The sequence below is a fragment of the Planctomycetota bacterium genome (assembly GCA_016125255.1).
Taxonomy (GTDB): domain Bacteria; phylum Planctomycetota; class Phycisphaerae; order Phycisphaerales; family Zrk34; genus RI-421.
Window position 1 is genome coordinate 87,561 of record WGMD01000007.1, and the last position, 25,723, is coordinate 113,283.

Genomic DNA, 25,723 nt, shown 5'->3' on the forward strand with positions numbered 1-25,723 from the left:
AAGATTTTCTGATAAGAAGAACATCTTCTATTCGCACGACTCATATTTTGCGCTTCATTTTGAGGCGATTGTCCGCTAGAATCCCAACGACATTTCCTTGAAGATAGGATCACGTATGCCCAGTGTGGAAAACATGCCGTCGTTCGCCCTGCCCGCGGAGGTTCAGGACATTCTCGCCGCCGCTCCCTCGTTCATCGTCGGCGAAAGCACGGAGCAACTGCTCGAGCTGGCCGTGCGCGATGCCGGGCCGGACGGGTATCACGAAGTCTGGTACGACGTACCGGGGCAGGGTCGCGTACTCGAAGCCAAGGCGTGCAAGGTCCGCAACGGCATCGCCGCCAACTACATCGACCCGTACATGCGGCGGCGTGATCCGGATTGCATGGTGATCGGCGACATGCAGCCGACCAACAAGCCGCGCTACATGGATCGCTTCAACAAGCCCTTTGACGAGCTGCGTCAGGAAACCTTCGACTGGCTCAAGACGCAGGACCTGGCGATCTTCCCGTTCATGGCCGGCTCCAAACAGCACGGGATGCACGCCGTGGTCGTCGCCCCGGCGAACGCGGGCTTTTTCGCGCTGGGGCTCGCCATGCTTCAGGGCATCCTCGGCCCCGACGAGATTCCCGACGACTTCTCGCCGCGCGCCGTCATCTACGTCGCCCCGCCTTTCCGTCATACGCACTTCGACGGCAAGCAGCTTGTCGTGCACAACCGCCGCAAGAATCTGCACGAACTGTTCAGCTACAACCTCTACCCCGGCCCCAGCGCCAAGAAGGGTATCTACGGCGTATTGATCAACCTCGGTGAAGCCGAGCACTGGGTCACCGCGCACTGTTCGACCGTCCAGGTCGTCACGCCCTACGACAACAAAGTCACCATCATGCACGAAGGCGCCTCCGGCGGCGGCAAGAGCGAAATGCTCGAAGAGGTTCACCGCGAACGCGACGGCCGTCTGCTGCTCGGCCGCAATGTCGTCACCGGCGACGAGCGCATGATCGTCATCCCCCGCACCTGCGAACTTCGCCCCGTCACCGACGATATGGCCCTGTGTCATCCGTCGATTCAGCGCAACGACGGACGGCTGACGCTCATGGACGCCGAGGACGCATGGTTCATGCGCGTCAATCATCTCGGCCACTACGGCACGGACCCGCACCTCGAAGCCGTCACGATTCAGCCCAAGGCCCCCCTGCTGTTCCTGAACATCGACGCCGTGCCCGGCTCCACCGCGCTGGTGTGGGACCACATTGAGGACGAGCCCGGCAAGCCGTGTCCCAATCCGCGCGTCGTTCTGCCGCGCCATATCGTACCCGGCGTCGTCAATCATCCCGTCTCCGTCGACATCCGAAGCTTCGGTGTCCGCATGCCTCCATGCACCAGCAAGGCCCCGACCTACGGCATCGCCGGTCTGATGCACCTGTTGCCCGCTTCCCTCGCATGGCTCTGGCGTCTCGTCGCCCCGCGCGGACACGGCAACCCCAGCATCGTCGGCGGGGAATCCATGGCCTCCGAAGGCGTCGGCTCCTACTGGCCCTTCGCCACCGGACGACGCGTCGATCAGGCCAACCTCCTGCTTCGACAGATCATGTCCACGCCCAAAGTCCGCTACGTGCTCATCCCCAATCAGCACGTCGGCGCGTGGAAAGTCGGCTTCATGCCCCAGTGGATCGCCCGCGAATATCTCGCCCGCCGCGGCGGCGCCAAATTCACCAATGAGCAGATCGTCCCCGCGCGATGCCCGCTGCTCGGCTACGCCATGAAGACCCTCATGGTCGAAGGACAGACCATCGGCAACTGGTTCCTCCGCACCGAAACCCAGTACGAAGTCGGCGAGGAAACCTACGACAAGGGCGCTGACATCCTTCAGACCTTCTTCAAGGACCAGCTCAAGAAGTTCATCGAGCCCGACCTCGATCCCAACGGCAAGAAGATCATCGAGTGCTGCCTCGACAATGGCAAACTCGAAGACTACCTCGGCCTCATCAGCGCCGAACCGGTCATCGAAGATTCGCCCTACTATTGATCGGCGAACGAAACTTAAGAATCACCAACGCCCCGAAGCATCGCTTCGGGGCTTTTTTGCTGTCGCGATTCGCAGCGCCACCGGGCCGCCGCATCAGTTTGAACATCAGGCCGATGGATGATGCGGATGATGCAGCGCCCGTCGTCGGCAATGTGTACCCATCGTGCGTTCGCGCGCCGCAGCCGCTCGTTTTCGCAGCAGCCCGCCCATCGCCCTGCGCGCTTACGCAGCCGCACAGCCCTGCGACAATCCGCTTTTTCCTCGGCGAAAATGCGTGTTTTTGTTTCAACCTTGTAACGAAAACTTCTACAATGGCATCGCAGTGGGTGTTCAGCAAGCAACCCACAACCCTTTTCCTCTTTGAAGGAGTATCCGCCATGAAGACTTTCCTGACCGCCGCCGTGATCGTCGCCGCCGCCTTCTCCGCCCCGGTTTTCGCCGGCACCCACGCCACCGTGCTCCGCGTCAACCAGCAGCAGGCCATGGCCCAAGGCAACCAACAGGCGCCCTACGCCCTGACCGGCAAGGCCCAGCACCTCGTGCCTCCGCAGCGCGACGCCCTCGACGCCCGCGTCCTCGCCGGCGGCCGCAACGCCCACTGATCAGCATCAGTGTCGGCAATACATACGATGACATGACAAAGAAGCCCACGGTGCTCCACCGTGGGCTTCTTTATTGAAATCAAAACAGAAAATACCGCTGCGCCAATGGCAACTTCGTCGCCGGTTCACACATCAGTTCCACCCCATCCGCTTTGACACGATAAGTCTCCGGATCAACTTCAATCCGCGGCGTGGCGTCGTTGAGTTTCATGTCCGCCTTCGTGAGTTTGCGGCAGTCCTTGATCGCTTCGACGCGCTTCGTCAGCCCATACTTCGTCGCCACATCGTCGTCCGCCGCCGCCTGACTCACGAACGAGATGCTGCTGTGCCCCAGCGCCCGCCCGCGCGCGGCGAACATCGGGCGCATCGACACAAGCTGCGGCGTCGGAATCGACGCGTTGGGGTCGCCCATCTGGGCCCACGCGATATGCCCGCCCTTGATGACGATCTCCGGTTTCGCCCCGAACATTGACGGCTTCCACAACACCAGGTCCGCGAACTTGCCGACTTCGACGGAGCCGATCAGATGCCCCATGCCGTGCGCGATCGCCGGGTTGATCGTGTATTTGGCCACGTAGCGTTTGATCCGAGCGTTGTCGTGCTCCGCCGGATCGCCGGCGAGCGCCCCGCGCTGATCCTTCATTTTGCTCGCCGTCTGCCACGTCCGCGTCACGACTTCGCCGACGCGGCCCATCGCCTGGCTGTCCGACCCCATGATCGAAAACGCGCCGATGTCATGCAGAATATCCTCGGCGGCGATCGTCTCGCCGCGGATGCGCGACTCGGCGAAGGCGACGTCCTCGGGCAGATTCTTATCAAGGTGGTGACAGACCATGAGCATGTCCAGGTGCTCGTCCATCGTGTTGACCGTGAACGGGCGCGTCGGATTCGTCGAGCTGGGCAAGACATTCGGCTCGCCGCAGACGCGGATGATATCGGGCGCGTGTCCGCCGCCGGCGCCTTCGGTGTGATACGTGTGAATCGTGCGCCCCTTGAACGCCGCGATCGACGCTTCGACGAAGCCCGATTCGTTGAGCGTGTCGGTGTGAATCGTGATCTGCACATCCATCTCGTCCGCCACGCCGAGGCAGCAGTCGATCGCCGCCGGCGTCGTGCCCCAGTCTTCATGAAGCTTGAGCCCCACCGCCCCCGCGCGCACCTGCTCCGGCAGCCCCAGCGGCACCGCCGTATTGCCCTTGCCGAGAAACCCGAAGTTCATCGGGATGTCGTCAGACGCGCGCAGCATCATGGCGATGTTCGCCGCGCCCGGCGTGCAGGTCGTCGCGCAGGTTCCCGTCGCCGGACCCGTCCCGCCGCCGACGAGCGTCGTCAGCCCCGATGCGATCGCTTCGTCGGCGATCTGCGGGCAGATGAAGTGAATGTGCGTGTCGAGTCCGCCGGCGGTCAGAATCAATCCTTCGCCCGCGATCGCTTCGGTCGTCACGCCGACGACCATGTTCTTCCCCACGCCCGGCATGACATCCGGGTTGCCCGCCTTGCCGATCCCGACGATGAACCCGTTCTTGATGCCGACGTCGGCTTTGTAGATGCCGGTGTAGTCGACGATCAGGGCGTTGGTGATGACATAATCGAGCGCGAGATTCGGGTCGCCGCCGGCCCGCTGGCCCATGCCTTCGCGCAGCACTTTCCCGCCGCCGAATTTGCACTCGTCGCCGTAGACCGTCATGTCCTTTTCGACCTGAAGCATGAGCGACGTATCCCCGAGACGGAGTCGATCGCCTCTCGTCGGGCCGAACATCTCGGCGTAGGCGCTGCGCGGCATCTTGTATGACATGAATAGCTCCCGCGCCGGTCAGGCCGGCGAATGTCCGAATTTTTCCGCGGCGACACGCTTGAGCATCGCGGCGCGCCCCGCTTCGCTCACCGGTCCGACGCCCAGATTGTTGCCCCCATTGATCACCTGCTCGCCCGCAATCGCCACCAGCGAAACCGTCTTCGTCTCGCCCGGCTCGAACCGCACCGCCGTCCCCGCCGGAATATCGAGTCGCATCCCGTACGCCGCGCCGCGATCGAACACCAGCGCCGCGTTCGTCTCCCCAAAGTGATAATGCGAACCGACCTGCACCGGACGATCGCCGGTGTTGGTCACCTTGAGCGTGCACGTCGGCCGACCGGCATTGAGCTCCAGCTCGCCCGCCATCGCCGTGCATACACCGGGCGTCAGCATTTCCTTCTCATCCCCGAACGCGCTCAGCTCGGGCACCGGCAGAAAACTGCCGTACAGCGCCAGCTTCAGGTCGCCGTTCTCCGCCGCGATCGGATGGTGAATCGTGACCAGCTTCGTGCCGTCCGGAAACGTCCCCTCGATCTGCACCTCATGAATCATCTCGGCGACGCCGGGCATAACCTGCCGCCTCCCGAGCATCCGCCGACCCAAATCCATCAACTCCGCCACGCGCTTCCCGTCACGGATCATCTCCATGACCTGCGTGGCGAGCAGCGCGATTGCTTCGGGATAGTTGAGCCGCACGCCGCGGGCCAGTCGCTTCTGCGCGACGAAACCCGCCTGGTGCAGCGTCAGCTTTTCGATTTCACGCGGCGTCAAATGCATCGCTGATCCTCGTCAAAAGGAACGCCAATCCAACCTTACCACTTCCGATCCCACGGCCCCGCCCCCAACAGCCGATTCAAAAATCCAACCTCCGCCCGAATCGCGTGCCCCACTTCCTCCGTCGTCCGCCCTGCGATCCGCATCACCGCCCCCCACTCAAACAAGCTCGCCATCGCACACGCCGACGCGCCGCGCACGAGCGGCTCGCTCGCGTTCCGCTCGCACATCGCCTTCGCCTGATCGCGCAGCTTTTCGCCGATGAGCATCAGCGTGGCGAAACAGTGCGACGCGCCCGCGGCGTGCATCGCATCAATCGGGCTGGCGCTCTGATCAAGCCGCAGCCGGTCGAACACGATGCGCTTGCCGCCGAGCGTCACCTCGTTGCGACTGTCGTATCGGTCGAACGCCCATCGCTCCCCGCGGGCCGCCCGGCCGCTGGTGATCCAATCCAACAGCACCAGCGATCCGCCCGCTTCGATATCGAACCGCTGCCGCTGCTCGTACACCGCCTGCGCAAAACACACGATCGGGTCGGGCATCACGACAAGCAATCCATCGTCCCCGATGCGGGCGTGCATCGTCTGCTTCGCCCCGCGCTCGCCCTGCCGGTGATACACCTTCGTCGACGCCTGCGTCATCAGTACGCCCGTCGCCCCCTCGCCGATCGTCACGTCCAGTTCGATCGCGTCCCCCGCGACGAGCCCGCCGCCGAAGCTGCTGACATACACCCACGCCGCCGGTCCGGGCCTGCGCGGGCATAGCAATTTGAGCGGGGCCGTCCCGCGAAGACGCACAATCGCCGACCGCCCCGCCACCTGTTCGATCGCAATCTCGCCCGCACTGACCTGCGAGCGCGACGCGTCTTCCGCTTCGCCGCCGGCGCTGCGGGTATGTCGGCCCAACTCGATATCGCGCGACTCCAACAGCGTCACTTGACCGCTCCGTCAATGCGTATGGTCCACACCCGTCGCATGCTGCCACGCATGCAGCACATGATGCGCAATGTCCCGCACGCCGTTGCCATGCCTGATGCTGCCCATGATGAACGGCCCGTCGCCGCGCATCTTCTTCGCATCCCGATCCATCACCGCCAAGTCCGCCCCCACCGCCGCCGCGAGGTCGATCTTGTTGATCACCAAAAGGTCCGCCTGCGTAATCCCCGGCCCGCCCTTGCGCGGAATCTTGTCGCCCCCCGCCACGTCGATCACATAAATGGTGTAATCCGCCAGCTCTCGGCTGAAATGGGCCGCCAGATTGTCCCCGCCCGATTCGCAGAAGAGCATCTGCGGATGAAACTGCTGCGTGAGCTTCTCCAGCGCGATGATGTTCGGCGTGATGTCCTCGCGGATCGCCGCATGCGGGCATCCGCCGGTCTCGACCGCCGCGATGCGCTCCGCCGGCAACGCCTTGTTCCGCACGAGAAACTCCGTGTCCTCGCGCGTGAAGATGTCATTGGTCACCACCGCGATGTTGTAATCATCCCGCAACAGCTCGCAAAGCTTGAGCACCAGCGCCGTCTTGCCCGACCCGACCGGCCCGCCGATGCCGACCGTGAACGACCGGCGGGTAAAGTCACGGTTGGCGAGCATCTCGCCCCGCTCGTGGTAGTGACCGGGATGGTCCATGTGTTCGTGCTCATGATCGTGACCGGCGTGCATATGCATGGTGCGCCTCCCTTAGGATTGAAACAGCCGCGAGTACAGACGATCCTGCCCGCCTTGAAGAATGTCCATCAGCGGCGCCGTCTGACACGCATCAGCCGGGCCCAACCCCGCCGACTGCGCAGAGACTGATCGCGCCGCGCCTTCCAGTTCCCTTTGCAAAGACTGTGCCTCGAAAGGCCCGACGATGTTCAGGCGCGTCCCCGCTGACAGCAGACCGCGCACCGTCGTGAACAGAAACAGATCGCGCGTCCGCTCCAGGTCGAGACCCACCGCCTGTCCCAGCACGCCGAACACGCACGCCAGATGCCCCGGCGTCCGCTCCTGGCGCGCCATCGCTTCGATGCGCGTCAGCTCTTCGCTGCGGTACACCATCGATGTGCTCCGCAAAAGCGCGCCGCCCTGCCGCCGGCTCGCGCGATTGGCGACGTGATTGAGCAGCATGGCGTCGCAATGCGCATCGTGTTCCTGGAAGTTTTGGGAATCGGCATAAGTTGCATGAATGAACGGACACGCTCCAAACGCCGCCTGAACGAGCGCGGTCTGAACATATTGCCCGAGCGATGCACCGTCGTGCACGAGGCCGGTCGCACGAGCGACCTCCAGCCCGCCCGAGTGCGTGAACCCGCCGCTGGGAAATGCCGAGTCGATGAGTTGCCAGCATGTCCAATCATGCATCTGCATCGATGGCGAGTGTACGTTTGCGGCGACGGTCATGCAAACAATCGTTATTGAGCATACGCGATGGACGCTTCGGCGCAGATCAACGGCGGCCGTGATGAATCTCTAAGCATGACGGACGATCCATGATGCCTGATGCGTCAATTCTCAGCAGCGATTGATTGAAGAACCTATCTAATCGAAGTTGGCATACCCTTTGCAATCTCCCATTTGAGCGTGCGTCGATTGCATGGAATGTAATCATCTCATCCGTCGGGGATGACACGCGGGTGGATCATTAACCGGGCAATTGCCCAAAGGTCAGGAAACGTCAGCCCCAACGCGGGCGCACTCAACCCCCATTTTCTAGGAGCACAACCAATGGGTGCTAGTCTGATGAAGCGGCTCTTCAAGGCCGCAGGTTATTCTTCTGTTCTCATGTTTGCCGCAGCGGGCTCGGCGTACGCCGCCGAGGAAGCCGCGCCGGCCGCGGCGGAGCCGATGGAGATGAAAATCTCCGCCAGCTTCTCCGTCGACCTGTACACGCACTTTATCTCCTACGGCGCCGACGTCTGGGCTGGCGGCAAGAACTGGGGCAACCGCTCCATCGGCACCGTCAACCCCACCGCCAACGTCACCCTCGACTTTGACATGTTCACCGTCAACTTCGGCACGTGGTGGGACATCAACAACAACGCTCCGACCAGTCTCGGCGGCCAGTTCCAGGAAGTCGACGTGTGGTTCGGCTTCGGTTTCAACGTCGATAAGTTCCACTTCGGCCTGCTCTATCAGGACTGGAACTACGCCGGCGACACCGAAAAGATCCTCGACGGATCCATCAGCTATGACGACACCGGCCTGATCTTCAAGGACTTCGCCTTCAATCCCTCCGTCACCTTCCATGACCGTCTCAACGCCGGCGGCGCCGCGCCTGCAGGCGGCAACAGCGGACTGGTCGTCGTCCTGGGCATCGCCCCCGGATTCACGCTCCTCGAATCCGAATCCGTAGATCTGAACCTCAGCGTCCCCGTCAATGTCGGCATCTTCACCACCGATGACTTCCACGGCGGCACCCAGTCCGGCGTCGGCTACTGCTCCGTCGGCCTGTCCCTGTCCATGCCCCTCAAGTTCATCCCCGAGAAGTACGGCGCGTGGAACATCCACGGCGGCGTCGCGTACTGGATCACCGACCCGGACATCATCCCCGGCAACCTCGACCACGACTTTGCCACCGGGAACATCGGCTTCGGTGTCGATTTCTGATCCCCCGCGTGAGCCAACGTGCTCACGATCAACGGGACTCGCACATTGACGTGTCCCAAGGTTGAGTTCCTACCTGACTCAACCTAACGTCCCGGTGGAGCCGGCCGCCCACCGGGACGTTTTTACATTCATACATTTCGCGATAAAATGCCGACGGATTCACACGATCGAACACCCGGCAAGGAATCGTCTCATGTCCAAATATGGTCTTTTTCTCTTGCTCACCGTGCTTTCGCCTTTCGCCATCGCGCCGGCTGCTGTCGCCGATGAGCTGTCCGATTTGAAGGCCCGCAATGCCCAGCTCGAAATGGAAAACGTCCAGTTGCGTAGCGAACTGGATACGATCCGCAAGCAGATCGCCCAGATGAAGGGCGAACTGACGACGACTCAGCAGCAGACCGCCGAGCTCAAGACGCAGCTCACCGAGGCCAAGAAATCCACCGAAGACCTAACCGCTGAAAAGATGCGCCTCGAGCAGCTCGCCGGCATGACCGCCAAGGGCGAAGCCGTCGACTCGGCGATCGCCCGCATTCAAACCGACTACGACGACAAGGCAGACCGCACCACCGTCACCAGTGCCCCCGTGAAAGTGCCGACGAGCGGCGTCCTCGCGCTCGTCGATCACAAAATCCTCTTCCAGTACACCTCTTCCGGCAAATCGGCCGGTGCCGCGCCGGACAAAATGTCGATGATCATGACGGTCAACAAGCACGCGAGTAATCGCTACAAGTTCGCCAAGTCGATCGACCTGACCGTCGACGGTAAAGCCCTGTCGCTGCCCGTGACGAACTACGAAGTCACTGACCAGTCACGCGTCAACACGGGCAAGGGTTTCGAAGTTCGTTACGATGAACGCATCACCTTCTCGCTCACCGATGACTCCCTGCGGGCCCTGGCCCGAGCGTCCGACGCCAAAGCCGAGTTCTCCGGCAACACGCTGGAGATTCCGCGCGAGGTGCTCGCCGTCGCCAGCGCGATGGTCGAGCGCATGAAGATGAGTAAATGAGTATGCTCGTGCGCGCGATTGCGTGAATTACACGCTCAGATGCTCGCGGACAATCTGCGAAGTGAGCTGATCGGTCGCGCCCTCGGCAACGACTCGGCCGCGGTTCATGACATAAAAGTGATGCCCGAACTCCTTGACGAAGTCCAGGTACTGTTCGACGAGAATGATGGTCATGCCCATCTCGTCGATCAGGCGGTGGAGCACGTGGCCGATCTGCTGGATGATGTTGGGCTGAATGCCTTCGGTGGGTTCGTCGAGAAGCATCACCTTCGGCTCGCCGACCATCGCGCGGGCGATGGCGAGCTGCTGCTGCTGCCCGCCGGACAGATCGCCGCCGCGGCGTTTGGACATCTGCTTGAGCACGGGGAACGTGTCGTAAATCTGCGCCGGAATCTTCCGCTTGCCGTCGCGCCGTGCGGAGAGCGCCACGCGCAGGTTTTCCTCGATCGTCAGCTTCGGAAAGATCATGCGGCCCTGCGGTACGATGGCGACGCCGCCCTTGGCGGTCCGGTGTGCCGGTGCGCGCGTCATGTCCTGACCGTCGACGATGATCGACCCGCTCGCCGGCTTGAGCAGCCCCATGATGTTGCGCATCAGTGTCGTCTTGCCCACGCCGTTGCGGCCCATCACACAGGTCACTTTTCCCGTGGGAATCACCATATTCACATCGCGCAGCGCCTGCACGCCGCCGTAGGCGAAGTTCAGGTCGGTGATCCGGACCATGGGCTGGGTGTTATCTTCCAAGGTACGCCTCAATGACCTGTTCGTTGGCTTGGACTTCGGCGAGCGTGCCCTCGGCGAGCACGCGGCCCTCGTTAAGCACCGTGACGCGCGAGCCGAGCTGACGCACGAACTCCATGTCGTGCTCGATGCAGATGATGGTATGTTGTTCTTTAAGTTCCAGAAGCAGTTCGGCCGTCAGCGCGGTCTCCGCATCGGTCAAACCCGCGGCCGGCTCGTCGACAAGGAGCAGCTTCGGACTGGCGATGATCAGGGCGCTGATCGCAAGCCACTGACGCTGACCATGGCTGAGATTCTTGGCCTTGTGATGCAGGAAGTCGAGAAGCCGCACGCGCTCCAGAATCGACAGGATGCGATCGCGTTCCTCGGCCGACTCCTTCTCCCAGATACTCGCGAACACGCCCTGATAGCGCGGCAGCGAGAGCAGAATATTTTCGTAAACGGTCAAACTATCAAATACATTGGGAATCTGAAACTTTCGTCCAACGCCGCTCAAGGCGATGTCGGTTTCGGAGTCCTGCGTGATTTCGCGGCCGTCGAAGTGGACCTTGCCGCTGGCCGGGCGGGTCTTGCCGGAGATGACGTCGCACATGGTCGTTTTGCCGGCCCCGTTGGGCCCGACGACGACGCGAAGCTCGTTGTGACCGATGGCCAGGTCAGTGATGTCCAGCGCCTTGAAGCCGTCGAATACGGCCGTGACGTCTTCGAGGGCGAGCAGGTAGCGATGATGCCACAGCGCGCTGTTGCGCGGGCCTTCGTTGCGATAGTCGTACTGGTGCAGCGGGTCCATGACAGGCGCGTGCTCGTGCGGGTGGGCCGGGGCGTGTGTGGCAGCGTTCATGACTCACCCCCGTTGGGCACGACTTCCGCGACGGCATCCTTGTTGGCGGTCGTCGCAGGCGCGGGGGCGGTTTTGGCGCGATTCGCCAATCCCGCAAGTTTTTCGGGCAGACTCATCAATCCGCCGGGCAGGATCAGGACGACGAGGATGAACAATCCGCCCAGCGCGAATGGCCAGGCATCGGGGACACGCGAGGTCAGGGTGTCATAGAGGAGATTGACGGCGATGGTCCCCAGCACGGCGCCCCAGAGCGTGCCGCGCCCGCCGAGCGCGACCCATACGGCGACGAGGATCGACGCGAAGGCGGTCATCTGTTCGGGGGTGATAATGCCCTTCTGCGGCGAGTAGAGCATGCCGCCGACACCGGCAAAGACGCCGGCGATCGTGAAAGTCATCGTTTTGAACATCCATGTTTTGTAGCCGAAGAACCGCAGGCGCGATTCGTCATCGCGCACGGCGATGAGGACGCGGCCGAAGGGCGAATTGACGAGCAGTCTGGCCACGAAGAACGCGAGAAGCATGCAGAGGACGGAAACGATATAGAGCCAGAAGCGCGTCTGCATGTACCAGGCAGCGTCGGTATCGCTGGCGAGTTTATAGCCGAGAATGGTGACGAAGTTGGTCAGCCCGTTGGTGCCGCAGAGACGGATGTCGTTTTTCTGGAAGATGAGCCAGAAGGCGACAGTGATGGCCTGCGTGAGAATGGAGAAGTACACGCCTCGGACCCGGCTGATGAATCCGCTGAGGCCGACGAGGAAGGCGATGAAACCGGAGAGCGAGAGCCCGAGGATGACGGCGAGGGGAAAATATTTGAAGGGGCGCCAGAACCATGGAAGGGAGATGTCGCCGACGCTGGAGGAGACGACGTAGAGGGCACGAGGGACATTATGTACGCCGTCGAGCGGGCCGTGCAGGGCGAGGTACATGCCCATGGCGTAACCGCCGATGGCGAAGAAGAGGAACTGGCAGAGACTCAGGACGCCCATGTATCCCCAGACGAGATCGAGTCCGATGGCGACGATGGAGAATGCGACGAACTGGCCGAGTTTGTTGACCATGACGATGCTCATGAGGCCGGAGGCGTAGAGCATCGGGACGAAGACGAGGCCGAGGAACGCCATGACGAGTCCGCCGATGATGTCGCGGCGGCGGCGTGCATTGACGAGCAGACGGGTGTGATGAACCGCTTCAGGCATCGGCGAGTCTCCCCTTGTCCGGGAAGAGTCCGGAGGGGCGGCGCTGGATGAACAGCACGACGAGCAGCAGCACGAGCACCTTGGACCAGGTCGCATCGAAGGCGAAGAATCCGAGGTTGAGCGGTTCGATGAATTTCAGAAGCGCGCCGAGGCCAAGACCGGAGCAGACGACGCCGATCAGTTTGCCGACGCCGCCGGTGACGACGACGAGGAAGGATTCGACGATGTAGGCCTGCCCCATTTCGGGGTTGACGTTGCTTGTCAGCGTGAAGGCGTAGCCGGCGATGCCCGCCAGGCCGGCGCCGAAGGCGAAGGTGCATGCGTCGACGAGCTTGGTGTTGACGCCCAGACTCTGCGCCATCTGACGATTCTGCACGGTGGCGCGGATCATCAGGCCCAGTCGCGTGAAGTTCATCATGGCGGAGATGGCCAGCACGCACACGGCGGTCAGCAGCATGATGAACAGGCGGTTGTACGGGAGCGTGACGTCCTGCATGATTTCGAAACCGCCGGTGAACCAACTTGGCGAACTCATGCCGAGGTTGTCGCCCTTCCAAAGTCGGACGGCCTGAATCAGGATGAGACTCAGGCCGATCGTCGCGAGCAGCGAGTCAAGCGGACGGCGATACAGATGGCGCACGACGAGGACTTCGATGAGCAGGCCGGCGAGCGCGGCGGCGAGGAACGCGAGCGGGAAGGCGGCGACGAAGTACCAGTTGAAATATTCGGGGGAGACGTTGTTCTTGAAGAACTCTTCGACGGCCCAGGTCGTCACGCCGCCGATCATCATCATTTCGCCGTGCGCCATGTTGATGACGCCCATGAGGCCGAACGTGATGCCGAGCCCCAGCGCCATGAGAATCAGGATCGATCCGGCGGAGAGACCTTTGAAGATCGTGCCGACCCATGAGACGAAACTCTGGTGAGCATGAATCTGATCGAGCGCGGCGGCGAACGCGGCGGCGTCTTCCTTGGAGGGCTTTTCGGATTTGGCATTGTCGGTCTGCATCTGCTCGATCATCGACATGGCGCGGAGACTTTTCATGTCGCCAAGCGCCTTGACGGCATCGAGCTTCGCCTTCGCATCACCGGCGGGATCGGCGCCGGCGGCGATGATGATCAGCTCGCTTTCACGGGCGGTCTGACGGATTTTCGCGTCGGCGTCGTCGTTGACCATCTTGCGAAGCTGCGACAGCGCGAGGGCCTCGCGTGCGTCGCCGACTTTCTTGGCGGCGGCGAGCCGGGCGGCGGGGTCGTCGACGAGAAGGCCGATGACAGACTGCGCGTTTTTGACGGCCTGACGTACGCGGCGATGGCCCTGAAACGATTCGATTTCCCTGGCGGGGACGACGATGGGTTTGCCATCGACTTCGAGCGGCTTGTCATCGAGCAGATCGAACAGCGGCGCGACGGATTCGCCGGCGGCGTCTTTCGTAAGCTCAGGGCAATAGACGAGCTGCCCTTTCCAGAGATAGACCGTGCGGTTCATGAGCCGATCGAAAAGCACGGCGACATGATCGCTGCGCAGGTCCATCATGGCGGCGACGGCTTCTTCGCCTTCCCTGGCTTCGGTGAACTTGAGGGCGAGTTCGCGGATCTTCGCATCGACTTCGGGACTCGACGGCGCGGCAAGTGCGGTCGCGGCGCCAATGAACAGCATCATGAGGAGCAGACCGACTCGATTGAATCTTCGTCGAAGCGGCGGGCGGAGTCTCCGCTCGCCGTGAACTTCCGCAAAAAATATCGGTAAATTCATGCTCTTTTGCCTCGCGGTCTGTCGGAAATCCGGCTTGCGGCTTTCACCGCAAGCCGGTGGATTTCATTTTCAAAACGGAGCCCTTCACACAGGTCTGTAGATGACACACGCTGTGTGAAGGGCTTTCCCCCGGCACTGCTATCATCACTTCTTAGGCCCGCCGGTCGGCGCGGGAATCTGATCTTCCTTGCCGGCCCAGAGCAGCTTCGAGTAGCTGTCGGGCTCGACAAGGCCATTGGTCTTCCAGATGATCTTGAACTGTCCGTCGGCCTGGATTTCACCCATGTAGACGGGCTTGTAGGTGTGCTGGTTCTTCTCGTGCATCTTCTTCTTGCCGCCGGGGGCGTCGAATTCCATGCCGTAGACCGCCTGGCGCACCTTGTCGACGTCGAAGGAGTCGGCCTTCTCCGCCGCCGCCTTCCAGACGTACACGCCGTAGTAGGCCGCTTCGATCGGATCGTCCGTCACGCGGTCCTTGCCGCCGGGCAGATTCATCTTTTCGCAGTACGCCTTGAACGCCGCGACGAACTTCTTGTTCTCGGGCGTGTCGATGCTCTGGAAATAGTTCCAGCAGGCCAGGTGACCGACGAGCGGCGGGACGTCCATCGCGCGAAGCTCGTCTTCAGCGACCGAGAAGGCGACGATCGGGCAGTCGTCCGCGGTCAGACCCTGGTTGGCGAATTCCTTGTAGAACGGGACGTTGGAGTCGCCGTTGATGGTCGAGAGGATGCAGGCGCCGCCGCCGGCCGCGAACTTCTTGACCTTGCCGATGATGGTCTGATAGTCCTGATGATGGAAGGGGGTGTACTCTTCCATGATGTTGGACTCGGGCACGCCGCGGGAGATGAGGTAGGCCTTGAGGACCTTGTTGGCGGTGCGGGGGAAGACGTAGTCGGTGCCGAGGAGGTAGAACTTCTTGGAGCCGACTTCATCGATCATGTACGCGGCGGCGGGGACGAGCTGCTGATTGGGCGACGCGGCGGTGTAGAAGACGTTGAGCGACTGCTCTTCGCCTTCGTACTGCACCGGGTAGAAGAGCAGCGCGTCATATTCCTCGAACACGGGCAGACAGCTCTTGCGGCTCACCGAGGTCCAGCAGCCGAACGTCGCGGCGACGTGGTGCTGCGTGATGAGTTCCTTGGCCTTTTCGGCGAAGAGCGGCCAGTCCGAGGCCGGGTCGACGACGACCGGCTCGATCTTGTACATCTTTCCACCGACCTTGACCCCTCCGGCGGCGTTGATTTCGTCGGCGGCCATGAGCACCACGTCCTTGAGCGACGTTTCGGAAATCGCCATCGTGCCCGACAGCGAATGCAGCACGCCGATCTTGACCACATCGTCCGCCTGCGCGCTCCGCATCCCCAATACGCCCAGCGCCACCGCCAACACCACACCCAAGATTTTCCATGATCCCGACTTCATTGCGCGACACTCCTTGATGACAAAACCTTCCTGATCCGAATCAGATGTGACCGCCCCACGCACCCTTGTCATGCATGACTGCGCCCCTGATTTCGACTCACCCGCGCTCGCCACCCTGGCGACGCGTGCCCATGAATGCGACATGCACCCATGTCATTCGGATGGCAAAATGCAAAGGTTGTGCCAACTTCGTTATCCGTTCGGAATCGCCATCTGTGAAATCCCACGCGCGCAATTAGTTTGCATTTGCGCGATCAAGTCGATCATGCATGCCCTGAAATTGATCGGTGCGGCGTCAGTCATGCACATGGATGTGACGATCGCGCCGCCGAATCGACAGACAAGCGAACGGTGCACACATTCGATGACGCATCAACATTAGAAAAGACACTGCTCAAACGACGAGCCAGGCGATCAGACCGATCGCGGCGGTGGCGACGCCGAAGGCCCGGGCCCATGCGGAGCGTTCGAGCATGAGGGCACTGAAGGCGAGCAGCAGGCCGGCGGCTTGCAGCCCGGCGAGATTGAAGAAGATCAGACCGATGGTGCTGAGCAGTTCGGGAGACGTCGGGGGGAGGATCGAGCCATGAAGCAGGCCCAGCAGCACGCCGATGACGCTCGCCAGCGCCGTCATCGGAGCGGCGGCGGATTGACTGTATACGACGACGATGACGCCCATGATGCAGAGGGCGCCGGCGAGGCAGGATTCGATGAAGGGGATGTGCTGTCCGAGCCAGCCGCCGCTGATGCCGACGAGCGCGGCACTCGTGAAACACAGCGGGAGCACCCACCATGTCAGCATCCTTCGGGCCGCCGCCGCGACGAGCCCCACACTCATGAGCACCATGCCCTGCCAGACGGCGGCGGCGGAATGCCACGGGGCGACGTCGAGGGGGAACGCGTCGAAGCCGGCGAAGGCCCGACGCACCAGCAGGGCGAGCCCGAGGAGGCCGGCGACGAAAATCGGGCTCACGGAATGTTTCGATCCGTTCATCGATGAAGCCCAACCCGGCCGACGCACCCTGGCGTCGACACGGCGACAGCCCACAAGCTGCCTGCGCACGCCGCGCGTCGCAGGAACTTGTGGCACACCATCTTTCTCCCCTGCGCCCGCCGGTCCCCCGACCGCACCTTTTCTCACCGCCGCCCGATGGCGATCATCATCTTTTCCAAATCATCTTTCACCAGCACGGCCAATCCGTTGATCACCCCGCCCGCAGGTGCGCGATGCGCTGATCGATCCGCGAGCGAAGCTGCGGGTCCGGCGCCGCGCCGCGGACTTTGACAAGCAGGCGCTCCATCGCGCCGCGGTCCATGCCGGCCCGACCCAACATGCGGCAACCGAACTGGTCCGCCGCCTGTTCCTTATCAAGGGTGTTGCCGACACCCTGCAGCGACCAGCCGACGGCCAGATGCCCGTCGCTGATCAAATGCCCAAGCTCGTGCGCCATCGCGGCGGCGAGCTCGTCGGGCAACGTCTTTTCAATGAGACCCCGGGTCACGAAAATGCGATCGGCGGGCCAGGCGTAGGCGGCCAGCGCGTCCGAGTCGAGGACGCAGACCGCCACTTTCCCCCCGCAGCCGGCCCGGTGAAGCTGATCCATGACCGCCTCGGCACGGTCCACCGCCGCCCCGGCGACGATCAAGCCGCCCTGCTGATGGGCCCAGTTCCGCCACGCCAGCCTCCCCGGATCGGCTGTCGTGCAACCGGTCGCCGTCAGCGTCAGCATCGAAATCGCCAGGGCGAACACATACCGCATGCTCCCCGAATGGCAACAATCGTGCCATTGCGTTTTCCCGGCGAAAATGCGCTTTTTGCTGCGCAGAGAATATGCGAACCGCCCCCGGCGACCCCCGAACCGCTCAGTCCTTGGGCAGCGTCAATGATCCAGAGGAAGGGACAAATCAGCTTCGCGGCTCGCCCAGAAGCCGGGTCTTGAGCAGCAGGACGGCCGTCTCAAGCTGCGGATCGAGCCCGCGCGTGAGAATTTCATCAGCCGTCTTGATCGGCGGGAGCTTGTCCTGGGGCTTCTCCTCGACCGCTTCGCCCTCTTTGGGTTTGGGCTTGTTGATGATGGCGTTGGGGTCGAAGTTCTTGTCATCGCCATCGTGCAGGACGTCGAGCACGAGCCGGGCTTCAAGCACATCGGCCACCTGCTCGTCAGTCATCTTCACATTGACATCCGGCTCGATGCCCCACTTGTCGGCGCCGGGGCGGCGGTGAATGATCTCGCCGTTGGGCAGGCGGTAGTACTGGGTGGTGAGTTTGAGGTACGCCTGATCATCGCCGAGGCGGAACAGGTTCTGCACCGACCCCTTGCCGTAGCTGCGCTGCCCGACGATCAGGGCGCGCTTGTGGTCCTTGAGGCAGCCGGAGACGATCTCGGCGGCGGAGGCCGAGCCCTTATTGACGAGGATGATGACGGGGAAGTCGGCGTAGGTGTGCAGCGGGTCGGCGGAAGCGCTCCAGGGCTGCCCGGTCAGAAGCTGCTGCGTGGTCGAGACGATGACGCCCTTGGTCAGAAAGCGATTGGCCACCGCCACCGCCGCGTCCAGCCGTCCGCCCGGATCGAAGCGCAGATCGAAGATCAGGCCGTTGAGCCCCTTGTCCCCGACCATCTGCTGCACCGCCGCGTCGAGTTCGTCAGCCGTGTCCGGTCCGAACTGCGTCATGCGGACGTAGCCGATCTTCAGCGCCGGATCGATGTAGTAGTCCCACCCGCCGCTGGGCGTGCGCTGCCATCCCTTGACGGTGACGATGTGAATCGAGGAGCGGGTGAGCGTCACCTCGCGGGCCTTTTCATCGCCGGGTGATTTGACGCCGAGCGTGACCTGCGTGTCCTCCGGGCCGGTGATTTTGTCGACGGCGGATTCGAGATCCATGCCGACGGTGCTCTTGCCGTCGATGGTGACAATCTGATCGCCGGCCTTGATGCGCGCCTTGAAGGCGGGCGTGTCTTCGAGGGGGGTGACGACGGTAAGCTGCCGATCGACGAGCGTGATCTGAATGCCCACGCCGGAGAACTTGCCCTTGGTGGTGCGCTCGAAGCGCTCGACCTGATAGGGCCAGATGTAGACGGAAAATTCGTCGAGCCGATTCATCGCCCCGTCGCCCAGTTCATGCACCACGACCGCCTGCGGCAGATCGACCGTCGCGACGTTGCGCTGCACCAGCCGATCGAGGATGTTCGACGCCTCCGCCCGCCCCATCGGGCCTTCGCGCCGCGCCAGACTGATCCGCAGCGTGTCCAGATAGTCGACGAACGCACTGACCTTCCCCGCGTCGGCGAGCGTCGGGAACGTCTTTTCCAATCCCTTCGTGTCGAACATGACTTTAAGCTGATCGATGCCGCCGATGATGAGGTCTTCGTAGCTCGTGTCCTGCTCGACGTGCCGGTGCGCCCCCAGGGCCAGGCCCTCGGTGAGCATCGAGAGCGTGATGCCCTTGAGCTTCTTCTCCCAGCGGTCCTCGTCGAAGTTCCACGGCTCGGGCGCGTCCTCGTGATTCTCCGCCGCTTCCTTCTTATACAACTCAAACAGCACTTCCGGCGCATAAAGCCGCAACATCGCCACGTGCGCCCCGACGCGCTTGATCTGGTCCGTGTACTTGGCCGAGTTCTCGAACAGCAGCTCCAGCCCGCGGTAGAGCGACAGCGCTTTGAGCCATTCGCTGTTTTTCTGATGCTCCGCCGCCTCGGCCTCGGCGAGCTTGATGAGCTCCTGAACCTTCGGATCGTCCATGAGCGTCTTGGGATCGTCGACGAGACTGTACGCCTGCACCGCGCTGATCAGTGCTTCGCGCAGCTTCTTCTGATCGACCTGCTCATGCAGCTTGGCGACCTTCTTCTGATACTCCGCGAGCGTGCGCTGGGCCCGGGTCTGCTCGTGCGCTTCGTGAAGGTCGATGTCCTTGCTGAGCGAGACCAGCGCCGGGTTGGACGCGGGCGCCGCTTCGCTCAACTGCTTGATCTGCTGCCAGACATCGTCGAGCTTCCCGCCGCTGGCCATGTCCCATGCGTTCTTGGACACGTCGGCGAGCTGCTGGCCCGTCGCGTCGGCGCTGGTGTTCTGTGCGTACGTCGCCACGCCGTTCAGACCCGCCGCGACGATGAGGCTAATCGCCCACGCGACGCGTCCGAACCATTTGCTGCGCTCAATCATGGATTCGTCCTTCGTGTGAAAACCATCCGTACGCCCGAACGGACCGCGGCGTTCAGATAAGATCGGCAAATGAGGCCCGTCAGTGTAGAATCATCATATGCTGCTGACGCTCAGCGAGGCCATCGAACGCTCAATCCTCAAGGGTTGGGCCGCCCTGATCCTGCTGCTGGTGTTCATCCTCGCCCTGCTGCTCATCCTGCTCACCACCCGCCTCGCCCGCCGCGCCCTGCCCCGTCCCGCCGAGCGGACGCGCAGCGACGCCCCCGTCGACCCCTGGAGCGAGTCCGCCCGGCGCATGCACGACCCCGGCGACCTCGAGGACGAGGACGAAACCGAATCCGACGATGAAGAAGAATCGCGCTGACCGACCCGTTCAGCGAGGCCGCTTGCCGCCTGCTTCATTGGGGTTCAAACGTCGAACCCTCCGGCACATCCAGCCCGACGCGCGTCCCCGGGGCGATCTTCGCCGCTTCCCAACGCTCCGGCAGCGTGGCGACAATCGGCTGATTCACCACGTCCACCACCACCTTGTTGCCCGGCAAGCTCCCCACGACCGTCCCCTGCACCCGGCGCGGACGTCCCATCACCGGCTCGACAAACGCGCCCCCCGCCGACACGAAATCCACCTTCCACACCGGACAGTGAATCTCGCCGCTCAAGCGCCCCTGCGGCGTGGGCTGCACCGGCGCGGTCGCCCGCAAATGAAGCTCGTACTTCGTCCCCGGCAGCGAAACCACCACCTGATCGTCCTTGCGACTCACCAGGTACACCCGCGCCTTGGTCTGAATGTCCGTCGTCGTCATGGTGCAAGTTCCCTGCGGCCGGCGCTATTCCGTTTCCTCGGCGCGCGGCTCGCGGTAAAGGTCAAGGTAAAACTCCAGGAGGTCCTTCCCCCCGATCGTCCGCGTGCGATTGTGCTGAAACGCGAACTTGTCGAAGATGTCCATCGCCGACCCCTGCTCAAAAGCCGTGTCCAGCACGACCTTCAGGTAACCATGATGATTGCAGAACCCCAGCGCGGTTTCCATCAGCTTGAACCCCACGCCCTGCCCCCGCAACTCCGGCTGCACGCGGAGCCGGCGAATCTCCGCCAGATTCGGCTCGTCCTCCGCCACGCCGACCATCCCCACGATCCGCCCCTCGTACACCGCCACCCAGAAGTGCGCCCGCTCGTTGGTCAGGTACGCCTGGTGAATATTGTCGATGTCCGCCGCGGTGTCGTTGGGCTGCTCCTGACCGGCCAGCCGCCCGCGTTCATACAGCCACGCCACCGCCTGCTGATCGCTCGGCTCGTACGTCCGGACCGTGATCTGGTCCCAGATCGGGCTGTGGTGAGATTCACTCATGAGAAGTTACATCGCAATTGAGCACACGGCCCGAATGATAATCGTGCCTCCGGGCCCGTGCAAACCTACGCCGGCACGGTCAACACCTCCGCCGCATCACGATCCGTATCGAGCATCATCACCGTGTATTGGGCCGCTCGAAACAGCGCCCCGGGATTGAGCACGCGCGTCCTGCCCACGCGCTCGTCGCGCACGACGTGCGTATGACCATGACACAGATAATCCACGCCTTCCTCGAGCGCCGACTGCATCGCCGCGTAGTCGTCGCCATGTGTGAACACGAGCGTCTTGCCGTCAATGTCGAGCCGGCCCGTCGGATGCATCACGTTGATGCCCAGCGAAGTCGCGTACCGGCTCATCGCGCTGAGATTGTTGTCGCAGTTGCCGAACACCAGATGCACCGGCGGGTCGGGCTTGAACGTCTCGGGGTTGAGCTTTTCGACAAGCGCTTCAAGCACCGAATCGCTGCACACGTCGCCGAGGAAGACAAGCTCGTCCGCGCCATGCTCGATGAGCAGACGGACCGCCCGCTGCGTGATCGCGCCGCGTCCGTGTGCGTCGCTGAGCAGGCCGATGCGTGCCATGAGCCGATCCTCTACTTATTTGTAGGCAGCTAACTTGGACTCGACCGTGGCGAGTTCCTTTTCGACATCCGCAAGCTGTTGGCGCGTCTGCTCCACCAGATGCGCCGGGGCCTTGTCGGTGTAGCCCTTGTTGTTGAGCCGGCCGTTCAGAGCGCCGCGCGATTTGGTCAGTTCGTCGAGTCGCTTGGCAAGCCGCTGCCGCTCCGCCGCGGGGTCGATCAGGCCTTCGACATACACTTCGATTTCGCCCACGACGACCGTCGCCGCCTCGCCGCCGGGCGCGACACCGGGGCCAATGTCGCCCGTTTCGCAGATCGCCAGCGTGTCGATGACCGCTTTCGCCGAGGCGATCGCCGCCGCGCTGTCGCCGGTCGCTTTGATGGCGACCTTCACCGACTGCCGCGGCGGAATGTTGTACTCGTTGCGCACCGTACGAATCGCCACGATGACCTGCTTGAGCAGATCGAATTGCGTTTCGACCTTGTCATCGATCAGCGCCGCCTCCGCCTTGGGCCACTTGGCCCGAATGCAAAGCTCCTGCGGCTCGAGCGTCAGCCCCGTCACCCCGCGCTCCGGCGCAATCTCATTGAGCGCCCGCCACATCCGCTCCGTCACATACGGCATGGCCGGATGCAGGAGTCGCAAACTCGCATCGAGGCACGCCGCGAGCGTCGCACGAGCCGCCGCCCCCGCATCGCTCGCCTCCCGCACGACCGGCTTGATCGCCTCCAGATACCAGTCGCACAGATCGCCCCAGAAGAAGCTGTACATCTCCTGCGCGTAATAGCTGAACTGGTACTCCGCCAGCGCTTTGTCGGCCTTCTCGATCGTGCGCGCCAGCCGCGACAAAATCCAACGATCCGCGATTTCAAGGCGGGGGGACTTCAGTCCCCCCGCTCCCTCCTCCAGAATCCCCATCGCGAACCGCCCCGCGTTCCAGAGCTTGTTCGCGAAGTTGCGCCCATAATCGAACTTGCTCGACGTATTCCGCGCCGCGGGTGCGTCATCACTTCCGGGGGCCTGACCCGATGCGACGCCGAAGGAGGTCGCCATTTTCTTGTGACACGATTCGCACTCGACCATCGGCGCCGCGACGACGTATCCCGCGGGTGTTTTGATGGTCCGGGGGTGAAACGCATGACCGCAATGCGGGCAGACCACATCGACGGGCATGCCCACATCCTGCGTCTGCGTCGTCATCGCCGCGAGGGTGAAGCGCATCGCGTCCGCCCCGTGCGAGTGAATGATGTCGAGCGGGTCCACACCGTTGCCGAGGGACTTACTCATCTTCTGCCCCTCGCCGTCCTGAATCATCGCGTGAATGAACACATCCTTGAAGGGCAGACACGCGCGGAAGAACAGATTGAACATCACCATGCGCGAGACCCAGAGCGTGATGATCTCGCGCGCGGTGCAAAGCGTCGACGACGGATTCCACGCCGCCAGTTCCGCCGTCCCCTCCGGCCAACCCAACGTCGAAATCGGCCAAAGCGCGGAGCTGAACCATGTGTCGAGGACATCGGGGTCTTGCGTGTAGCCCATTTGTGCGAGCATCGGGCTGATCGCCTGTTCGATCCGCGTCTCGCGCAAACACAGGTAGAGCGCATCACCTTCATAGACGCAGCAGATGCCCGCCATCATTTCCGCCGCCTTGCGCTTGTCGTCGCCGACGGACGGCAACACGACGAATTTCTGCAGGTACGCCATCACCTGCGCTTCGGTGTATGCTTCGCCGTCCCATTTCGGTCGGCTCCACACCGGAATGCGATGCCCCCACCAAAGCTGGCGGCTGATGCACCAATCGCGGATGTTTTCGTGCCATGACTGGAACGTGCGGGCATAGCGCGCGGGGTAGAAGCGCAATTCGCCTTCCCACGAGCCGCGACCGTGAGGGAGCGGTCCGGCGATATCCGAACGATCGGCGACATCCGACTCTTGAGCGCCGCCCGGACCGCTTACTGACGTGCGCGGCTCGTTGGGGAGGTCCCATCGGTAGGTTCCGCCAAGATCGTCGCCCTGACGGTCGTGCACGTAGATGCACGCTTCCTCGACGGTGTCCGGGCTGTTGAGATATCGCGTGCTGCCGTGGCGCGCCCAGAGTTTCTGATCATTGCCCACGAGCGAAGCTTCACGCAGGCGGCGCGTGGCGTAGGCCTTGAAATCGTTCATGACCTTCTCGGGCGCGTCGGCGGCCTCGATGACGATATGCACGTGATCCGTGCGGACATTGATCACCAGCGCCCGCCAGCCGCGATGCTGGCAAACTTCGAGAATCGTGTCGCGCACAACGGAACGCTGCGCCGCGTCGAGCGTGAACGGCTCGCTGCTCATCAGGTCGGCTTCCGTATCGTGCAGGCCCTGCGATTCGATGACGATCGGCTCGCCGGGCAGGTTGGTCGCGTGGTGGACCGTCCCGCGTTCGTCGCCGTGAAGACGGCAGCCGTAGGTGCTCCACGTGATGAAGTAAGCGAGCGCCGATTGGTCGGCGGCGGCGGGTTGGACCGCTCCCTCACGGTCGCGGCTCGTCGGAGTCGTCTGACTGCGCTGATCGTTCGCCATCGCGCGCAGGGCGGCGCCGGCGAGGCGGTCGTCCGTCACCTTCACGTACCACTGATCGCTCAGGTACGGCTCGACGGGAACGTGTGAGCGGTAGCTGTGACCGACGCTGTGCGAATACGGGCGCACCTCGGCGAGGAGTCCCTGGTCGCGGAACCATGTCACGATGGCTTCGCGGGCTTCGTAGCGGTCGCGGCCGAGCAGTTCGTGGCAGAATTCATCGACGGCGGCGGGATCGAAGTCGAGCCAGCCGTGCTTTTCGGAAATCGTGCCGTCGGGGGCCATGACGTTGATGGCGGCGAGATTGTGGCGCCGGCCGATTTCGTAGTCGTTGGGGTCGTGGGCGGGGGTGACTTTCAAAAAGCCGCTGGCGAATTTCGCCTTCGCGTCATCGGAATCGGGATCAGGGATGACGACGTAGTCGTCGCCGATGATGGGGATGATGCGGTTGACGATGGGCAGTTTGACGTGCTGGCCGATGTATTTGGCGTTGACGGGATCGTTGGGGTTCACGGCCACGGCGGTGTCGCCGAGCATTGTTTCGGGGCGCGTGGTGGCGACGGTGACGTACTGGGGACGGGGGGACTCAAGTCCCCCCGCCTCGTCGATGATGGGATACTTCATGTACCAGAAGTGCCCGTCGATTTCGCGCATTTCGACTTCGTCATCGGCGAGGGCGGTCTGTGTGACGGGGTCCCAGTTGACGAGGCGCTTGCCGCGGTAAATCAAGCCCGCCTTGAACAATTCGAAGAATGCTTCACGCACCGCGCGGGCGCAGATGTCGTCCATCGTGAAGCGCTGGCGATCGAAGTCGCAGGAGCAGCCCATCTGTTGAAGCTGATTCGTGATGCGGGCTTCGTATTCGTCCTTCCATGCCCAGACGAGTTTCTCGAACTGCGCCCGGCCGTCGCCGCCGTCGAGTTCGATCTTCTTGTAGTCCTTGAGCGATTTTTTGCCTTCGGATTGGAGGCGTTTGTCGACGATGGTCTGTGTGGCGATGCCGGCGTGGTCGGTGCCGGGGATCCAGACGGCGTTCTTGCCGCGCATGCGCTGCCAGCGGATGAGGATGTCCTGAATGGTGTTGTTGAGGGCGTGGCCCATGTGCAGGGCGGCGGTGACATTGGGCGGGGGAATGACGATCACATACGGATCGCCGCCGGCGCCGGGCACGGCGTGAAAAGCGTTGGCTTGGTCCCACCACGCGGCGACCTGATCCTGCACCGCGTGCGCGTCGTATGCTTTGTCCAGACTCATGTTCAACGTCATCCGTAACAGTGGAAACGAGCCATTGTAACGAAAAGGCGGGGGGACTTAAGTCCCCCCGCCTCAG

At 62.8% G+C, this 25,723-nt stretch carries 22 protein-coding genes; 5 read left to right on the plus strand and 17 right to left on the minus strand.

Annotated features, from left to right (window positions below):
• Positions 1-115 precede the first annotated feature (115 nt).
• Positions 116-2,026, plus strand: a complete 1,911-nt coding sequence (locus tag GC162_08100; GenBank protein ID MBI1368604.1) for a DUF4914 family protein — start codon at positions 116-118, stop codon at positions 2,024-2,026.
• Between the two features lie 377 nt (positions 2,027-2,403).
• On the plus strand, positions 2,404-2,628 hold the full coding sequence (locus GC162_08105; GenBank protein MBI1368605.1) for a hypothetical protein: 225 nt from the start codon (positions 2,404-2,406) through the stop codon (positions 2,626-2,628).
• 79 nt (positions 2,629-2,707) lie between these two features.
• Here GC162_08105 and ureC read toward each other — a convergent pair whose 3' ends face one another.
• From ureC to GC162_08130, 5 genes are read right to left on the minus strand one after another with little or no spacing between them, the layout of a single operon-like run.
• Positions 2,708-4,423 (minus strand): urease subunit alpha, encoded by a 1,716-nt coding sequence (ureC, locus tag GC162_08110; GenBank protein MBI1368606.1) that lies wholly within the window; start codon positions 4,421-4,423, stop codon positions 2,708-2,710.
• Positions 4,424-4,441: 18 nt separating this feature from the next.
• Positions 4,442-5,200: an urease subunit gamma gene (ureA, locus tag GC162_08115; GenBank protein ID MBI1368607.1), complete on the minus strand. Its 759-nt coding sequence runs from the start codon at positions 5,198-5,200 to the stop codon at positions 4,442-4,444.
• A gap of 35 nt (positions 5,201-5,235) precedes the next feature.
• Positions 5,236-6,132: an urease accessory protein UreD gene (locus GC162_08120; protein MBI1368608.1), complete on the minus strand. Its 897-nt coding sequence runs from the start codon at positions 6,130-6,132 to the stop codon at positions 5,236-5,238.
• A gap of 12 nt (positions 6,133-6,144) precedes the next feature.
• Entirely contained in the window at positions 6,145-6,864 is a 720-nt protein-coding gene (ureG, locus tag GC162_08125) for an urease accessory protein UreG (protein MBI1368609.1), read from the minus strand.
• A 12-nt stretch (positions 6,865-6,876) separates the two neighbouring features.
• Positions 6,877-7,578, minus strand: a complete 702-nt coding sequence (locus GC162_08130; protein ID MBI1368610.1) for an urease accessory protein UreF — start codon at positions 7,576-7,578, stop codon at positions 6,877-6,879.
• Between the two features lie 381 nt (positions 7,579-7,959).
• Between GC162_08130 and GC162_08135 the strand changes: the two genes are divergently transcribed.
• Both GC162_08135 and GC162_08140 read left to right on the plus strand, forming a co-directional pair.
• On the plus strand, positions 7,960-8,784 hold the full coding sequence (locus tag GC162_08135) for a hypothetical protein (protein ID MBI1368611.1): 825 nt from the start codon (positions 7,960-7,962) through the stop codon (positions 8,782-8,784).
• A gap of 193 nt (positions 8,785-8,977) precedes the next feature.
• Positions 8,978-9,790 (plus strand): hypothetical protein, encoded by an 813-nt coding sequence (locus tag GC162_08140; GenBank protein MBI1368612.1) that lies wholly within the window; start codon positions 8,978-8,980, stop codon positions 9,788-9,790.
• A gap of 27 nt (positions 9,791-9,817) precedes the next feature.
• Here GC162_08140 and urtE read toward each other — a convergent pair whose 3' ends face one another.
• The 8 genes from urtE to GC162_08180 all read right to left on the minus strand — a co-directional run bounded on the left by urtE (position 9,818) and on the right by GC162_08180 (position 19,907).
• A complete protein-coding gene (gene urtE / locus GC162_08145) occupies positions 9,818-10,513 on the minus strand; it encodes an urea ABC transporter ATP-binding subunit UrtE (protein ID MBI1368613.1) in 696 nt (231 codons plus the stop codon).
• 10 nt (positions 10,514-10,523) lie between these two features.
• Positions 10,524-11,321: an urea ABC transporter ATP-binding protein UrtD gene (gene urtD / locus GC162_08150; protein ID MBI1368614.1), complete on the minus strand. Its 798-nt coding sequence runs from the start codon at positions 11,319-11,321 to the stop codon at positions 10,524-10,526.
• A gap of 47 nt (positions 11,322-11,368) precedes the next feature.
• A complete protein-coding gene (urtC, locus tag GC162_08155; protein ID MBI1368615.1) occupies positions 11,369-12,664 on the minus strand; it encodes an urea ABC transporter permease subunit UrtC in 1,296 nt (431 codons plus the stop codon).
• A complete protein-coding gene (gene urtB / locus GC162_08160; protein MBI1368616.1) occupies positions 12,561-14,324 on the minus strand; it encodes an urea ABC transporter permease subunit UrtB in 1,764 nt (587 codons plus the stop codon). Before urtB ends, urtC begins: the two co-directional genes overlap by 104 nt.
• 144 nt (positions 14,325-14,468) lie before the next feature.
• A complete protein-coding gene (gene urtA, locus GC162_08165; GenBank protein ID MBI1368617.1) occupies positions 14,469-15,746 on the minus strand; it encodes an urea ABC transporter substrate-binding protein in 1,278 nt (425 codons plus the stop codon).
• Between the two features lie 394 nt (positions 15,747-16,140).
• Positions 16,141-16,740, minus strand: a complete 600-nt coding sequence (locus GC162_08170) for a hypothetical protein (GenBank protein MBI1368618.1) — start codon at positions 16,738-16,740, stop codon at positions 16,141-16,143.
• Between the two features lie 211 nt (positions 16,741-16,951).
• Positions 16,952-17,506: a M48 family metalloprotease gene (locus tag GC162_08175; protein MBI1368619.1), complete on the minus strand. Its 555-nt coding sequence runs from the start codon at positions 17,504-17,506 to the stop codon at positions 16,952-16,954.
• 145 nt (positions 17,507-17,651) lie between these two features.
• Positions 17,652-19,907 carry a PDZ domain-containing protein gene (locus GC162_08180; protein ID MBI1368620.1) on the minus strand — a complete coding sequence of 752 codons (2,256 nt, stop codon included), beginning with the start codon at positions 19,905-19,907 and terminating at the stop codon, positions 17,652-17,654.
• Positions 19,908-20,004: 97 nt separating this feature from the next.
• Between GC162_08180 and GC162_08185 the strand changes: the two genes are divergently transcribed.
• Positions 20,005-20,271: a hypothetical protein gene (locus tag GC162_08185; protein ID MBI1368621.1), complete on the plus strand. Its 267-nt coding sequence runs from the start codon at positions 20,005-20,007 to the stop codon at positions 20,269-20,271.
• Between the two features lie 34 nt (positions 20,272-20,305).
• Here the strand turns inward: GC162_08185 and GC162_08190 are convergent, their stop codons facing one another.
• The 4 genes from GC162_08190 to GC162_08205 form a co-directional block, all read right to left on the minus strand.
• The gene (locus tag GC162_08190) at positions 20,306-20,710 is read right to left on the minus strand and encodes a hypothetical protein (GenBank protein MBI1368622.1); all 405 of its coding nucleotides are present in this window, start codon (positions 20,708-20,710) and stop codon (positions 20,306-20,308) included.
• 24 nt (positions 20,711-20,734) lie between these two features.
• The gene (locus GC162_08195; GenBank protein ID MBI1368623.1) at positions 20,735-21,253 is read right to left on the minus strand and encodes a GNAT family N-acetyltransferase; all 519 of its coding nucleotides are present in this window, start codon (positions 21,251-21,253) and stop codon (positions 20,735-20,737) included.
• A 65-nt stretch (positions 21,254-21,318) separates the two neighbouring features.
• Positions 21,319-21,837, minus strand: a complete 519-nt coding sequence (locus GC162_08200; GenBank protein MBI1368624.1) for a YfcE family phosphodiesterase — start codon at positions 21,835-21,837, stop codon at positions 21,319-21,321.
• Between the two features lie 15 nt (positions 21,838-21,852).
• The gene (locus tag GC162_08205) at positions 21,853-25,659 is read right to left on the minus strand and encodes a class I tRNA ligase family protein (protein ID MBI1368625.1); all 3,807 of its coding nucleotides are present in this window, start codon (positions 25,657-25,659) and stop codon (positions 21,853-21,855) included.
• Positions 25,660-25,723 lie beyond the last annotated feature (64 nt).